Origin of the sequence: Clostridium gallinarum (assembly GCF_014836325.1) — a bacterium.
Taxonomy (GTDB): Bacteria; Bacillota; Clostridia; order Clostridiales; family Clostridiaceae; genus Clostridium; species Clostridium gallinarum.
The window spans coordinates 51326-67786 of sequence record NZ_JACSQZ010000003.1; the positions used below are offsets into that span (position 1 = coordinate 51326).

At 28.0% G+C, this 16461-nt stretch carries 14 protein-coding genes; 2 read left to right on the forward strand and 12 right to left on the reverse strand.

The window, feature by feature from the left end:
• Positions 1-90: 90 nt before the first annotated feature.
• A complete protein-coding gene (locus H9660_RS01320; RefSeq protein WP_191747766.1) occupies positions 91-2079 on the reverse strand; it encodes an ATP-dependent helicase in 1989 nt (662 codons plus the stop codon).
• A 229-nt stretch (positions 2080-2308) separates the two neighbouring features.
• On the opposite strand from H9660_RS01320, the gene H9660_RS01325 reads away from it, so the two are divergent.
• Positions 2309-3775 (forward strand): nicotinate phosphoribosyltransferase, encoded by a 1467-nt coding sequence (locus tag H9660_RS01325; RefSeq protein ID WP_191747768.1) that lies wholly within the window; start codon positions 2309-2311, stop codon positions 3773-3775.
• A gap of 87 nt (positions 3776-3862) precedes the next feature.
• Here the strand turns inward: H9660_RS01325 and H9660_RS01330 are convergent, their stop codons facing one another.
• Both H9660_RS01330 and H9660_RS01335 read right to left on the reverse strand, forming a co-directional pair.
• The gene (locus tag H9660_RS01330) at positions 3863-4081 is read right to left on the reverse strand and encodes a hypothetical protein (RefSeq protein ID WP_191747770.1); all 219 of its coding nucleotides are present in this window, start codon (positions 4079-4081) and stop codon (positions 3863-3865) included.
• A gap of 157 nt (positions 4082-4238) precedes the next feature.
• A complete protein-coding gene (locus H9660_RS01335) occupies positions 4239-4571 on the reverse strand; it encodes a hypothetical protein (RefSeq protein ID WP_191747772.1) in 333 nt (110 codons plus the stop codon).
• A 301-nt stretch (positions 4572-4872) separates the two neighbouring features.
• Between H9660_RS01335 and perR the strand changes: the two genes are divergently transcribed.
• Positions 4873-5280, forward strand: coding sequence for a transcriptional regulator PerR (gene perR, locus H9660_RS01340; protein ID WP_191747774.1), 408 nt, complete (start codon positions 4873-4875; stop codon positions 5278-5280).
• A gap of 372 nt (positions 5281-5652) precedes the next feature.
• Here the strand turns inward: perR and H9660_RS01345 are convergent, their stop codons facing one another.
• The 9 genes from H9660_RS01345 to tig form a co-directional block, all read right to left on the reverse strand.
• Positions 5653-6195, reverse strand: a complete 543-nt coding sequence (locus H9660_RS01345) for a hypothetical protein (protein WP_191747777.1) — start codon at positions 6193-6195, stop codon at positions 5653-5655.
• A gap of 111 nt (positions 6196-6306) precedes the next feature.
• Complete coding sequence (locus H9660_RS01350; protein WP_191747779.1) at positions 6307-6594, reverse strand: hypothetical protein; 288 nt, start codon at positions 6592-6594, stop codon at positions 6307-6309.
• A 25-nt stretch (positions 6595-6619) separates the two neighbouring features.
• Positions 6620-7021, reverse strand: coding sequence for a hypothetical protein (locus tag H9660_RS01355; RefSeq protein WP_191747781.1), 402 nt, complete (start codon positions 7019-7021; stop codon positions 6620-6622).
• Between the two features lie 198 nt (positions 7022-7219).
• Positions 7220-7822: a ribosome biogenesis GTP-binding protein YihA/YsxC gene (gene yihA, locus H9660_RS01360; RefSeq protein ID WP_191747783.1), complete on the reverse strand. Its 603-nt coding sequence runs from the start codon at positions 7820-7822 to the stop codon at positions 7220-7222.
• Positions 7815-10145, reverse strand: coding sequence for an endopeptidase La (gene lon, locus H9660_RS01365; protein ID WP_191747785.1), 2331 nt, complete (start codon positions 10143-10145; stop codon positions 7815-7817). Before lon ends, yihA begins: the two co-directional genes overlap by 8 nt.
• A gap of 731 nt (positions 10146-10876) precedes the next feature.
• On the reverse strand, positions 10877-12550 hold the full coding sequence (lonB, locus tag H9660_RS01370; RefSeq protein WP_191747788.1) for an ATP-dependent protease LonB: 1674 nt from the start codon (positions 12548-12550) through the stop codon (positions 10877-10879).
• Positions 12551-12902: 352 nt separating this feature from the next.
• Positions 12903-14198, reverse strand: a complete 1296-nt coding sequence (gene clpX, locus H9660_RS01375; protein WP_191747790.1) for an ATP-dependent Clp protease ATP-binding subunit ClpX — start codon at positions 14196-14198, stop codon at positions 12903-12905.
• A 29-nt stretch (positions 14199-14227) separates the two neighbouring features.
• A complete protein-coding gene (gene clpP / locus H9660_RS01380; protein WP_191747792.1) occupies positions 14228-14830 on the reverse strand; it encodes an ATP-dependent Clp endopeptidase proteolytic subunit ClpP in 603 nt (200 codons plus the stop codon).
• A gap of 281 nt (positions 14831-15111) precedes the next feature.
• Positions 15112-16395: a trigger factor gene (gene tig / locus H9660_RS01385; protein ID WP_191747794.1), complete on the reverse strand. Its 1284-nt coding sequence runs from the start codon at positions 16393-16395 to the stop codon at positions 15112-15114.
• Between the last annotated feature and the right edge of the window lie 66 nt (positions 16396-16461).

Sequence of the window (16461 nt, forward strand, 5' to 3'; positions counted from 1 at the left end):
CACCTCGTATTTTATATAAAATCACTTATTTTCTCCTTTTATTGCCATAATAAGATTATACAACCTAAATTAATATTAGTGAACACTTAGTTAAATCAATGTAATAAGATTATTTTCTACTAATACTTTAAGAGAAAAACTTTTATTAACCTTATCTCCAAAATCTAATTTTATTACATCCTTATTTATCTCAATAACCTTTCCCCTACCATAAGCTTTATGATTAATATAATCTCCTTGTTTTATTCCATAGTCATCATTACTTTCAATTTCTGTAAAGCCACCTTCAATTACAAATCTAGAAGTTTCTTTAAACTTACCTCTTTGAGTCTTTGGCGAAAATATATATAAATTATTTATAGCTCTTGTTATGCCCACATAAAATAATCTTCTCTCTTCTTCTATATTTTCATCTATAGAGGATTTATGAGGAATAGTTTCTTCATTTGCATTTATTAAAAATACATTTTTAAACTCCATTCCTTTAACTCCATGAATTGTACTTAAAATTACCCCTTCTTTTACTTCTTTGCTGTCTTCTATTCTTTCTTTTACTTTTTCTACATGAGAAAGTAATTCTATAATAGTTTTTAATCCATCAGCTGCACTTTTAAATTCTTCTAATATCTCTTCAAGATCATCTAAACTTTGATTATATCTTTCAGCATACTCCTTTAAATAATCTATATATCCTAATTCAGTTATAATATATTGTATTGCTGATGATAAGGATAATTTATTTAAATGAATTATATCTTTCTTTAGCTCATCTAGTTTTTTAGCTTGATATGGTGGTGTATCTTTCTTCTCTATTAATATTTCAAATGGACACTTATCTTCTCTATATGTTCTAACATATTCTAAATTCCCTTTACTTATATATCTAAAAGGTCTATTTATAATATGTAAAAAGTTTTCTCTATCTTTTATATTAATAGCTAAACTTAAATAAGCTAACATATCCTTGCAAATAAAATGTTCAAAAAAGTTATATCCCTTATCTAGTAATACAAAAGGAATCTTCCTTCTAGTAAAGGTATCTATCATACTTCTAGCTTCCATATTAGTTCTATATAAGATAGCATTATCAGTTAAATTATCTATGCTTTTTTCAATACAATTTGCAATTTCTTCTCCTTGAAGCCTTTCATCATAGGGTTTTGAAAATTTTATTATTCCATTAGAGGTTTTATTTGAATGTATCTTCTTAGAATTTCTTTTAATATTATTTTTTATAACATCTTTAGAAGCTTCTACTATATTTTCATTACTTCTATAATTTATAGATAAATAAATCTTCTTTCCTTCTTTAAATATTTCATTGAAGGTTACCATATATTCTGGTTTTGAGCCTCTAAAGCTATAAATGCACTGATCCTCATCTCCTACTGCAAATAAAGAACTATTTTCATTTAGCATTTTAAGAAATGTAATTTGTAGCTCATCACAATCTTGAAATTCATCTACCAGTACATACTTAAATAAATTTAAATACTTATTTAATATACTCTTGTTTTCCTGAAATAGGGTTATTACCTTAATTGATAAATCATCAAAGTCCCAAAGTCCATTTTTCTTTTTATATTCTTCATATTTTTCAAGAGCTTCTATAAAAATATCCTTTGCCAAAGTAGGCTTAAATTCATCTATTTCCTTTAATGAAGTTTTAAAAAAAGATATATTATTAAGAACTTCTTTTATCTTATCTTCATTAACTTCATCTGAATACTTAGCCAAAACTCCTTTAATTATCCTGTGAGATATACCACCTTCAATAATAGATATTTTATAACCTTCTCTTAAAAGAATTTTATAAAAAAGACCATGAAAAGTTCCAAAGAATGGTGCCACCTCTCTATTAAAAACATTCTTATATCTATTTCTCATATTATCTGCTGCTGCTCTTGTAAAAGTTATTACTATTATGTTACCTACCTTTATATTTAAATCCATTACTAAATGATTTACTCTATTTATTATAACTGTAGTTTTTCCAGAGCCAGGTGCAGCAACAACTAATACATTTTTTTCCTTTATATAAACTGCTTCCTTTTGATATTTATCTAAATTTATCTTCATATCTTCTCCTTATTTTTTATTATTGACTATTTGTTTATAAATGAGTATATAAGTTATAATAAATATTATATATTTTTATTAAAATTTAATCTCATCATTAAATTAACTGTATATATTAATTGAAACATATATATTGTAATAATTAATTTATAGAGATACAATAATTATGTATTTTATAAATTAATTCCTTTATTATTTTATAATAATATTTCATTAAAAGGAGAAAAAAATGGAAAACTTAATTAGATTTGATGTTACTAACGAACGTAACCTTACAATGTTAGTAGACTTTTATGAGCTAACTATGGCAAATGGATATTTCAATAAAGAAATTCAAAATAAAATAGCATATTTTGATATGTATTTCAGAAGAGTTCCTGATGGTGGTGGATACTGTATTATGGCTGGTGTTGACCAATTAATACAATATTTAAACAACCTAAAGTTTACTAGTTCTGATATAGAATATTTAAGAAGTAAAAATATATTCTCTGAAGAATTTTTAGATTACTTGAAAAACTTTAAATTTGAGTGTGATGTTTGGGCAATACCAGAAGGAAATTTTGTTTTTCCTAACCAACCTCTTGTAATAGTTAGAGGTCCTGTTGTTCAAGCTCAATTTATTGAAACTATGATTTTACTTACAATAAATCATCAAACTCTAATAGCTACTAAAGCAAATAGAATATGTAGAGCTGCAAATGGAAGAACTGTTATGGAGTTTGGTTCACGTAGAGCACAAGGATACGATGGTGCAATATATGGCGCTAGAGCTGCTATAATTGGTGGATGTGATTCTACAGCATGTACTATATCTGATAAATACTTTAATGTTCCTGCTGTTGGAACTATGGCTCATAGTTGGGTTCAATTATTTGATACTGAATATGAAGCTTTTAAGGCTTGGGCAGAAGTTTATCCAGATAATTGTTCATTACTTATAGATACTTATAATGTATTAAAATCTGGGCTACCTAATGCAATAAAAGTCTTTGATGAAATATTAAAGCCTCTAGGAAAAAGACCTACAGGTATAAGAATAGATTCTGGCGATATAACTTATTTAACTAAAAAATGTAGAAAGATATTAGACGCTGCTGGATATTCTGATTGTAAAATAATAGTTTCTAACTCTTTAGATGAACATATTATAAGAGATGTCTTAAACCAAGGTGCTTGTGTAGATTCATTTGGTGTTGGCGAAAGATTAATTACAGCTAAATCAGAACCTGTTTTTGGTGGAGTTTATAAACTTGTAGCTGTTGAAAATGATGAAACTATAATTCCTAAGATTAAAATAAGTGAAAATACAGAAAAAATAACAAATCCAGGCTTTAAGAAAATTTATAGAGTTTATGATAAAGAAACTCATAATGCTATAGCAGATCTTATTGCTTTAAATAATGAAACTATAGATGAATCTAAACCACTTGAAATTTTCCATCCAATAGAAACTTGGAAAAGAAAAGTTGTTACTAACTTCTATGTTAAAGAATTAATGGTTAAGATTTTTGATAAGGGTAAACAAGTTTATGAGAGCCCTTCTGTATTAGAAATTAAAGAATTTTCTCAAAAAGAAAGTTCAAAGATGTGGCCTGAAATTCTAAGATTTGAAAATCCACATACATATTATGTAGATTTGACAGAGAATTTATGGAAGTTAAAGCAAGACTTACTTCATAAATGTATAAAATAAGAGGGCTATTTTAAATAGTCCTCTTTTTTATAATATATATTTAACAATTTAAATATATTTTTAATTACTATAACATAATATTTTTATTTAATAATTAATTACTTTCTCTTCTTCCTCATAATTTAAATATCTATCTTGAGAATAAAATAATTCTTCACTCATACTTCCTACCATAGATGTTTTACTTGAATTTAGATACTCTTTAAAAGGACATAACTCATTTTCATTAATTTTATTATGCATAGGGCATTCATTATAACAATTAACCCTATCTTTACTGCTTGACCAAAATGGACATTTGCTCATAAACTCCCCTCCATACCCCAATAGTTAAATCGAAACCATAACTTTCCTATATTATATTATATATTTTTGTTAAAATAAAGTATAATACTATCGTTTTCATAAGACAAATATCGACTTATTTTCCTAAAGAATAAATAAAAGAGGCTTCAAGCCTCTTTTATTTATTATAATGACCACTATTTTTAGCCACTGATATACTTATTATTTCATTTGTAAATGCTTTAAGAAGAGCTTTTTCTAAAACTTTCTCATGATCAAAGTTTTTAATATCTCTGCACTCTGCAAAAACTTTATTAAGTTCTCCTTCAAGATTTCTATATGTTAAAGTTACATAAGGTTTATCATATTCTACATCTACTATTTTTAATCCCCAAGAAATTTGAGCATATTCGCCATCTGTAGCTAACTTAGTTAGCTCTCTTAACTTTATTTTTTCCTCTGAAGGATCACTAATTACTATTAGTTCATCTCCAACTTTATATTTTCCCATATAAATTCCTCCTTTTAAATAAACAATTTATCTTTATTATATATTATTACTCAAATTTATGATATTATAAGTATGCAAAATTTTTATTTTTATTTTGCAACTTTGTTAATTAATTAACAACTTCTAAATAAATAATATCACATATTATTTATTTATTCAATAGTTTTCAAAATATTAAATTAAATAATAAATAATTTAAGAATATTAATTATTTATTAATATTTATTTTTAATAAACATATGTTGACACTTAATATAATATATTATATAATTATTATAACAATAGAAAAGGATGGTGTATTATGGAAAATATAACTTCTATCTTCAGAGAAAAGAAATTAAAACTTACTCCTCAAAGATTAGCAGTTTACAAATATTTAATGAGTACAAATGAACATCCTTCTGCAGAGATTATATATAAATCACTTCAACCTGAGTATCCTACTATGAGCTTAGCTACAGTCTACAAAGCCTTAAAAACTTTAGTGGAAGTTGGATTAGTTCAAGAGATTAATGTTGGAGAAGGTAATTTTAGATATGATGCTAATCAACATGAACATGCTCATATTCAATGTATAAACTGTAGCAAGGTTTCTGATTTAGAGAATATTTCATTTTCTACTCTTAACCACACTGCTGAGGAATGCTCGGATTATAAGGTTTTATCAAATAGAATATTCTTTTACGGGCTATGTAAGGACTGTAAATAACTAATAAGCTAGAAATAAAATTTCTAGCTTATTTTTTAGGAAATTATATCTATGGACAAATTGTAGATAATTTTATGAGAGTAGTAAAATTCGTAGTGTAAGATTTAGAGTTTTAATAATTTCCTTCCTTCAGTTTGCAAAGAGCTAAACATTGTATGACGGTGACTTGGAGCGTATGCGACGGAACAAGGAATATAATGTTTAGCTCTTTTTTATTTAAATGCAAAATTGAAAGACCGCATAAATGCGGTCTAAAAGGGGGATGGGGGGGTTTTAGCTTAAACGAAGATTTCTCTACGTTTGCTATAGGAGAATACCTCTCCGGTACATTTATATTATTATCTATTATTTTATTTTTATACATTGATCTAATTATTTAAAACTCCCCTTATTATATTCTTCTATAACTCTTTCTAAAAAAAGTGCTTTTTTAGAATCTACAATACTTTTTATTGCTATCAACATTTGTATGTTCTCATCTTCCTCAAGAAATTCTTCTTCGTTAAATTCTCTTTCATCAAATTCTTCTTGAGAGCTATTTATATTTTCTTCATTAATTTCATTATCCTCATTCTCTGTATTTATTTCACTTTGTATATTGATATTACTATTAAACATATTAGAGTTATTATTGTTCCCAATATCATTCAAACCCAAACTACTCATAAACCCTTGAAGTGGAGTTGAATCAAATGCTTTTCTATTTCCTTGGCTAATATTCTCATTATTAAGATTAAAGTTATTTAAATCTAATCCATCAGTCTTCATAGACGATAACATATTTCCAATTTGATTGAAATCTATGTTATTCCCTAGTAATCCCATAAGTTGAGCTGGATTAATTCCAAATGGAGTATTAGTATTTATTTCATTTCTTCTTGCTTCCTCTCTACGTCTTCTTTTTCTTTTAGACATTAAGGATCCTCCTACAATATTTCTATTGTTTTATTATATGTAAAAAACAAAATTTTGCTTATGGTTTTTGGGCATTTTTTTGGAGGGACTAGCCCTCCATCCTCTATACTATTAATAGTAGCTATCTCCACCGAATAAACTTCCGAAGCAGCCTCCACATAGTAAGAATAATAATATTATTAAAAATGAGCAATTGTTATTTAATACACCAGATCCACATGCAATTAATAAGAATATAATTGGTGTAATACAACTATTTAATCCACCGAATATATTTCCTGATCCACAGCAACTATTTCCTGATGTTTGACAGCATGTTTGTTCACAACATACTGGTTCACAACATACTGGTTTACAGCAACAATCATTATATCTTTCACGATGTTTTCTCTTTGACATTATCCTCTCTCCTTTCTAATTTATATTAGCAGCATCCGCCAAATAAATTTCCATTTCCGAAGTTTCCATGGTTTCCAAAGCCTGAACAACCATTGCAAAGGAATAGTATTACTAATAAGAATAGATAAGGTGTACAACTTCCTAATCCACCGCCGTATCCTGAATTTCCTCTAGAACAGCAACAATCTGATTTTGATTGTTTCTTACAACAGCATCCTCTATTATTATTATTATTTCCTCCGCCGAATCCACCGCTGTAAAATAGAATCAATAATATCCAAATCCAGCTTCCGAATCCGAATCCAAATCCATTTCCAGTTCCACAACCAGTATTACATGTTCCAATTGGTTGTGTTGGGCATTGAGCTGCAACTCCATCGTTACATCCATATGAATTTAAACCGTTTAGAATTTCATTCATTTCCATAACTTACTCCTCCTTGGGATTTTTAGTTTTATTTTGTTTTATAGTATATGATATTCCCCCGAATAATAATTGACACTGTTTTTTATTGTAATATTTTAAATTTTTATAAGAAAAAAATATTCATATATTGAAAAAAATCGATAACTTAATGTTATCGATTTTTATATTATATACATTTACTATTTAAATAGTTATTAATTATTCTTCATCATTTAATATAGGTGAGAATAAAGTATCAATTAATTCATCTTTTCCTTTTTTATTAACAGATGAGAAGAAGTATAATTTATCTTCTTTAGTTAGTTTTAATGTATCTCTAATTACTTTTTCATTCTTTCTTAGTTCATTATTAGATAATTTGTCGCTTTTAGTAGCTATAATTACCTCATCATAACCATAAAACTTTATCCACTCATGCATTTGAATGTCATCAGCAGTTGGCTTGTGTCTAGAATCTACTAATAACACAACTCTCTTTAATTCATTACGTCCACTTAAATAAGTTTCAATAGTATTTCCCCAACTTGCTTTTTCAGTTTTAGATACTTTTGCATATCCATATCCAGGTAAATCCACTAAATATAACTCATCATTATTTATTATAAAGAAATTAATAAGTCTTGTTTTTCCTGGTGTTTGACTAACCTTTGCTAATTTTCTTCTATTAGTTAAAGCATTTATTATAGAACTTTTTCCTACATTAGAACGTCCAACAAAAGCAATTTCAGGAAGTCCTGTAGTTGGATATTGATCTCTTTTAACAGCAGATGTAACAAAGTCTGAATTATTAATTTTAAACATTAGTATCAACTCCAATTATAGCTTTATTTAATACCTCATCAACGTGATCAACGGCAATTATATTTAACTTGTTCTTAACCACATCTGGTATTTTGTTTATATCTTTTTCATTTTCCTTTGGAATTATTATAGTCTCAATTCCTGCTCTAAAGGCTGCTATAGACTTCTCTTTTAATCCACCTATTGCAAGCACTCTTCCTGTTAGGGTAACTTCTCCTGTCATAGCAACATTGCTTCTAACCTTTTTATTTGTTAAAGCAGAAACTATAGAAGTTATTATAGTTACACCAGCTGAAGGTCCATCCTTTTTAATTGCTCCTTCTGGGAAATGAATATGAATATCTGTATTTTTATAGAAGTCTTCTTTTATTCCATACTTACTAGCATTTGCTCTTACAAATCCAAATGCTATCTTAGCAGATTCTTGCATAACATCTCCTAATTGTCCAGTTAACGTTAGCTTCCCTGTTCCCTTCATTACTACAGATTCAACTGGAAGTGTATCTCCACCAGCTGCTGTCCAAGCCATTCCCTTAACAACTCCAACTCTATCTTCCTTATCCTTTATATCAAAAGTATAAATTTTATTTCCTAAATATTTTTCTATTCTATTTGCATTTATAGTAATGCTCTCTTTATTGTTTTTTATCATTTCTGTAAGAGATTTTCTAATTAACTTACCTAAAACTCTTTCTAAGCTTCTTACTCCAGCTTCTCTAGTATAATAATTTATAATATCCTTTATAGCTGCTTCAGAAATCTTAAATTTACCTTCTTCTAACTTATGCTCTTTAAGTAACTTAGGAAGTAAATATCCCTTAGCAATATGATACTTTTCTTCATAAGTATATCCTGATACTTCTATTATTTCCATTCTATCTAATAAAGGTCCTGGAATAGTATCTAAAGAGTTAGCAGTTGTTATAAATAATACTTTAGATAAGTCCATATCTAATTCTAAATAATGATCTCTAAAAGTATTATTTTGTTCACTATCTAAAACTTCTAATAAAGCATCAGCAACATTTCCTCTATGATCTGAGCCTAGTTTATCTATTTCATCTAATAATATTAAAGGATTATTAACTTTAGCTTCCTTTAATGCATATGCAAGTCTTCCTGGAATTGCACCTACATAAGTTTTTCTATGTCCCCTAATTTCAGCTTCATCTCTTACTCCACCTAAAGACATTCTTGTATATTTTCTATTTGTAGCATTAGCTATAGACTTAGCAATAGAAGTTTTTCCAACTCCCGGTGGTCCAACTAGACATAAAATAGGTCCTTTTAAACTGTTAGTGTATTGTTTAACAGCTAAATACTCAATTATTCTTTCTTTTACTTCCTCTAAACCATAATGATCTTTATTTAAAGTTTCTTCTGCTTCATTAATATTAAAATTATCCTTTGTTGATTTATTCCAAGGTATATCTAATATCCAGTCTAAATATGTTCTAATTACATTACTTTCTGATCCTTGACCAGATGCTGATTTTAATCTATTTAATTCACTCTCAGCTTTTTCTCTAACATGTTTAGGTAGTTTAGCTTTTTTAATTCTATCTTCATACTTATCTATTTCTTTTTTATCTTCATCGTTTTCGCCTATTTCTTCTTGAAGCACTTTAATTTGTTCTCTTATATAATATTCTCTTTGAGATTTATCAACACTTTCTTTAATCTTCTTGCCAATTTTCTTCTCAATATTTAAAATATCTATTTCTTTTTCTATTATAATTAATAACTTTTCTATTCTCTTAATACAATCTATTTCTTGAAGAACTTCTTGTCTCTTCTCTTCATCTACTATTATATAAGATGCCACTACATCAGCAAGCTCACTATAATTCTTTATTGTATCAAATATAGACATGACATTATTTCTAGCACTTCCTGAAGCCTTTATATATTTATTGAAACCCTTCTTCAATAAATTTACATATGCCTCAATACCTTCATATTCCTCATTAGCCGGTTCAAATATCTTTTCTATTTCACCTTCTAAATATTCTTCATTAGCTACTAATTTTATAAGTCTACCTCTATCTATTCCTTCTACTAATACTCTTATAACATCATTAGGTAACTTTATGATTTGCTTTACTTTACATATAGTACCTATTTCATATATATCATCAAATTCAGGATCTTCTATTTCATAATCTTTTTGAGTTGATAAAAAGATTTCTGTTTGATTTTCCATAGCTGCATTTATAGCCGCTCTAGACTTTTCTCTTCCTACATCAAAATGTATTATCATATTAGGAAAGATACTAATTCCTCTTAACGGAATTAAAGGTAGAGATGTGATTTTTTCACTCATTATTCCCATCCTCCTCTATTTTATCGTATAACTTTATTAGTATACACATAAAACTATTATTTTTCAATCTATTTATTAATTGGAACATTATGATTAATTAGACAATAATATTAATTATCATTATACACTAATTATCATCATTATTAATATTTATTATAATATATACATAAAATTTAGCAATGATAAAAAGAGATAAACATTATATTCCTTGCTCCGTCGCATGCGCTCCAAGTCAACCTCATACAATGTTTATCTCTTTGCAAACTAAAGGAAGGAAATTATTAAAACTCTAATTCTTACACTACGAATTTTGCTACTCTCATAAAATTATCTACAATTTGTGCATAGATATAATTTCATAAAGAATAAAAAAGTGTTAAAGTATCATATCCAGGTTCCGTCGCAAGCTCCAAGTCACCTTGCTATGATACTTTAACACTTCCAAACTGAAGGAAGGAAATTATAAAAGCTCTATTTCTTACACTACGAATTTTACTACTCTAATAAATTTATCCACAACTTGTCCATAGATATAATTTCCTAACGAATAAAAAAGAGATAAACATTATACTCCTTGCTCCGTCGCATACGCTCCAAGTCACCGTCATACAATGTTTATCTCTTTGCAAACTAAAGGAAGGAAAGTATAAATAGTTAATAATAAGGCATAACTTTTTATACATTCCTATACATTAAAGAAAAAATTTATTCATATACTAATATATTCTTATTTACTCTTCCGATTTAGCTGATAGTATATCTACATTATTATTAATACTTATATCCTCTACTATCTTTTCCTTATAAATAGCCAACTCAATAACTTCTTTTAAGTTATTAACTGCTATTACACTTATTCCATCTATATCCTTAAAACCATCTCTCCAATTTTCCATAGGTATAATAACTTTATTAGCTCCTGCTTTTCTAGCTGCATATATTTTTGCATTAACCCCACCAATAGGCTTAACTTCTCCTAATAAACTTATTTCACCAGTCATTGCTATCTTATTATTAACCTTAACTTTATTTATAGCACTATATATAGCTGTAGCAATTGTTATACCTGCTGATGGTCCATCTACTGGCATACCACCTGGAATATTAATATGTATATCATAATTCTCACATTCTAATGAAAAAATATTATTTAATACAGTTAAAACATTTTGTATTGATGAATAAGCTGTACTTTTTCTTTTAATTTTCCTATTACTATTGCTTATTTCTTCTTCTTCAACAATACCACTTACCTTTAATGTACCAATTCTATGGTTAACCTTTTTAGCTGTAGCTTCTATTTCCATTAATATTCCTATATTAGCTCCATGTACTGCCAATCCATTTACAACACCAACTTCTGACCTATCTTTTATTTTCTTATCTGGAATTTGAGTGTAATTTCCATTTTCTATTACCCACTGAATATCATCTATATTAATATCATTTCTATCTTCATTAATTGCAACTCCAGAGGAAAGTTGAATTAAATTTACAACATCTCTTCCATTAGTACAATATTTAGATACTAATTCTAAAGAATCTTCTTTTATATCTAATCCTACTTTTTTAGCTGCATTCTTAGCAATTACCTTTATTTCATCTGCATGAAGAGATCTAAAAAATATCTCTACACATCTTGATCTTATTGCAGGAACAATTTCTTCTGGACTTCTAGTTGTTGCTCCTATTAATCTAAAATCAGCTGGAAGACCATTATCAAATATTTCTTTAATATAATCTGGCATATTAGGATTTTCACTACTATAATAAGAACTATCTAAAAAAACTTTTCTATCTTCCAGTACCTTTAACAACTTATTTAATTCTATATGATGCAATTCTCCTATTTCATCCATAAACAAAACTCCACCATGAGCTTTTGTAACAGCTCCAGGCTTTGGTTGAGGAATACCTGCAACGCCTAATGATCCAGCACCTTGATAAATAGGATCATGAACTGAGCCTATCAATGGATCTGCTATTCCTCTTTCATCAAATCTAATAGTTGTAGCATCTATTTCTATAAATTTTGCATCATTCTTAAATGGAGTTTTTGAATACTTTTTAGCTTCTTCGAGTACCAATCTTGCAGCAGCAGTCTTCCCTACCCCTGGCGGTCCATAAATAATAACATGCTGTGGATTAGGTCCACATAAAGCAGCTTTTAAAGCCTTAATTCCTTCCTCTTGACCTATTATTTCTTCAAAAGTTGTAGGTCTACTTTTTTCTGTTAAAGGCTGAGTTAACTGAATGCTTCTTAACTTTCTTAGTTTATCCATTTCCTTTGCATTTTCTTTTTCTATAACTACTTTATTATTAGTTTGCCCCTTATTGCTATTAACTATATAGTAGATAAAAAGTAGCATAGTTATAATTTGTAGTATTATTAATATATCTCCCATAATCTTCGCATTAACTCAATAAGTAAATGCATCCTCCCTTCCTTTTAGCTATATAAATATTATTAACTTTTTACGGAGTTAATATTCTATAAAAAAAGGGATAATTACCATGATTTTTCTCCAAAATTTTTATTAAAAATAAAAAAGTGTTAAAGTATCATATCCAGGTTCCGTCGCAAGCTCCAAGTCACCTTGCTATGATACTTTAACACTTCCAAACTGAAGGAAGGAAATTATAAAAGCTCTATTTCTTACACTACGAATTTTACTACTCTAATAAATTTATCCACAACTTGTCCATAGATATAATTTCCTAACGAATAAATTGAGCTGTCCAAAGGACAGCTCAATATTAGGCAGTTTCTATATCTTTTCTTTTCTTAACTTTTTTAGCTTTTAGTTGAGGCCTTACTTCACCTTCTGGAAGTCTAACTATATCTGGATTTTTCTTTTCAGTTATACATTCCTCATTGATAATAACCTTTGATATACTTTCATCAGAAGGAATATCAAACATAATTTCAGTCATTATCTCTTCAACTATAGATCTTAATCCTCTAGCTCCTGTTTTTCTCTTAATAGCTTCATCTGCAATAGCTTTTAAGGATTCATCACTAAATGTTAAGTCTACATTATCAATTTCAAATAGCTTCTTATATTGTTTAACTAAAGCATTTCTTGGTTTAGTTAAAATATTAATTAAAGCATCGCTATCTAAAGATTCTAATGTAACAACTACTGGTAATCTACCAACAAATTCAGGAATTAACCCAAACTTTAATAAATCTCCAGGCATTATATCTTGAAGTAGCTTACCTACATCTTTATTAACTTTAGATGTTATATTAGCACCAAAACCTATAGAACTTTTTTCAGTTCTCTTTTCAATTATTCTATCTATTCCATCAAAGGCTCCACCACAAATAAATAATATATTTGAAGTATTAATTTGTAAAAACTCTTGATGTGGATGCTTTCTTCCTCCTTGTGGTGGAACAGCTGCTGTAGTTCCTTCAAGTATTTTTAATAATGCTTGTTGAACTCCTTCACCTGATACATCTCTTGTAATAGATGGATTTTCAGACTTTCTTGCAATCTTATCTATTTCATCTATATAAATAATTCCTTTTTCTGCTCTTTCTATATCATAATCAGCATTTTGTATTAGCTTTAATAATATATTTTCTACATCTTCACCTACATATCCTGCTTCAGTTAAAGTTGTAGCATCTGCAATAGCAAATGGAACATTTAAAAACTTAGCTAAAGTTTGAGCTAGTAATGTTTTACCAGATCCTGTTGGACCTAATAATAAAATATTACTTTTTTGTAGCTCAATATCATCATCAACTAAATTTGAATTAATTCTTTTATAGTGATTGTAAACAGCAACAGATAAAGATTTTTTAGCCTTTTCTTGCCCTATTACATATTGATCCAAATAATTTTTAATTTCATTTGGTTTTGGAACACTTGATGTATCTAATTCGATACTTTCTTCAAATTCATCTGCAATTATTTCTGAACAAAGATCTATACATTCATCACAAATATATACACCAGGTCCAGCTATTAATCTTTTTACTTGCTCTTGATTTTTGCCACAAAAAGAGCATTTTAATTGTTTCTTTTCATCATACTTAGCCATAAATTCACCTCGCTTAGGTTAAGATAGAATTATTCTACTTTACTATCTTTTTGATTTTTAGTAATCACTTTATCTACTAACCCATAATTCATAGCTTCCTCTGCAGTCATAAAGTAATCCCTCTCAACATCTGCCTTAATCTTTTCTATTGGCTGATTTGTATTTTCACTTAAGATTTTATTTAAAGATTCTTTAATCTTTAATATTCTCTTAGCGTGAATATCAAAATCAGTTGCTTGCCCTTGGAATCCTCCTAGAGGCTGATGAATCATAATTTCACTATTTGGTAATGCAAATCTCTTTCCTTTTGCTCCTGATGAAAGCAAGAAAGATCCCATTGATGCAGCCATACCTATACATATAGTTGAAACATCTGGTTTTATATATTGCATTGTATCATAAATTGCCATTCCGGATGTTATTGATCCTCCTGGACTATTTATGTATAGATAAATATCTTTATCAGGATCTTCACTTTCTAAAAATAATAGTTGTGCAACTACTAAATTAGAAACGGTATCATTGATTTCTCCGCTTAACATTATAATTCTGTCTTTTAACAGTCTTGAAAAAATATCGTAAGATCTTTCTCCCCTACCAGTTTGTTCTACTACCATTGGAACTAAACTCATTTATTTTCCCTCCTTCTCTAAAACCTACCTTCTTTTATAATATATCCATATTATTAAAAATCTAATTATATAAGTACAATAAATTATATATATTTATATAATTTTAACCTAAAAAGTATATTTTACAACTTATAAAATTAAATAAGTCATAGGATTTATAGTATATAATAAAAAAAATATATATTAAATCATATATATTAAATTATATAGAATTTTATATAATTTGTTAATAAATATTTGAAATAAATGCCAGAATAAAATTCTGGCAATTACTTTAATATCTATTTATTGTTTTCAACTAAGAATTTAACTGTTTTTGCAATCTTTATATCAGCTGTAAGAGCTGCTTTTTGAGTATTCATTAGTAATTCTACCATTTTTTCATCTTCATTAGCTGAGTACATTTTTGCAACTTCTACTGCTTTTTCTTTTATTTCTTCTTCAGTAGCATCTATGTTTTCAGCTTTTTCTACTGCTTCTAATACTAAATCTGTTTTTACTTTAACTTCAGCATTTTCTTTCATGTAGTCTCTCATCTTAGCTTCATCTGTTCCAGTGAATTGGAAGTATTGTTCTAAGTTTAAGCCTTGGTATTGAAGTCTTTGCTCTAAGTTCTTAACCATAGTGTCGATTTCTTTTTCAATCATAACAGCTGGTATTTCTACTTTTGCATTTTCAACAACAGCTTTTATTATAGCATCTTCATATTCATTTTCTGCTCTCTTAACATTAGCTTCTTCCATCTTCTTAGCTATATCAGCCTTTAATTCAGCTAATGTTTCAAATTCTGAAGCTTCTTTAGCAAATTCATCATCGATTGCTGGTAATTCTTTAACCTTGATTTCTTTTACTAAAACTTCGAATTTAGCTTTTTTATTATTTAATTCTTCTCTTCCATAATTTTCAGGGAAAGTCACGTTAACTTCTACTTTATCCCCAACTTTTGCTCCAACTAATTGATCTTCAAAAGTATCTATGAAAGTACCTGAACCTATTTCAAGTGAATAATCTTTACCTTCTCCACCTTCAAATGCTACATCATCGATGAAACCTTTAAAGTCTATAACTGCTGTATCTCCAGTAGCTATTTCTCCATTTTCCTTAGTTTCAACACTTGCATTTTTTTCTTGCATTTCTTTTAATCTTGCTTCAACATCTTCTTCAGTAACTTCGTAAACTGGCTTTTCTACTTTTAAGCCTTTGTATTCTCCTAATTCAACTTCAGGATAAACAGTAACTTCAGCAGTGTAAACAAAATCTTTTCCTTCTTCTGCAGTTACTATATCTATTTGTGGATAATCAACTGGAACTATGTTATTTTCTTCTAATGCCTTTGCATAAGAACCTTCTATTGCAAAATTAATGGCATCTTCCATTAATGCTCCTACTCCATAGTACTTTTTAACTATAGCCATAGGAACTTTACCCTTTCTAAATCCTGGTACATTAAAGTTCTTAACATTTTTATTATAAGCTCTCTTTATATCATCTTGAAACTTCTTAGCTTCAACTGTTATTTCGAACTTAACAATGTTTTTCTCTATTTTTTCCATTTTAGCTTCCATCGTATTCTTTCCTCCTAAAATAGTAAGATACTATCATAATTGATATAACTACGTTATTATACCATA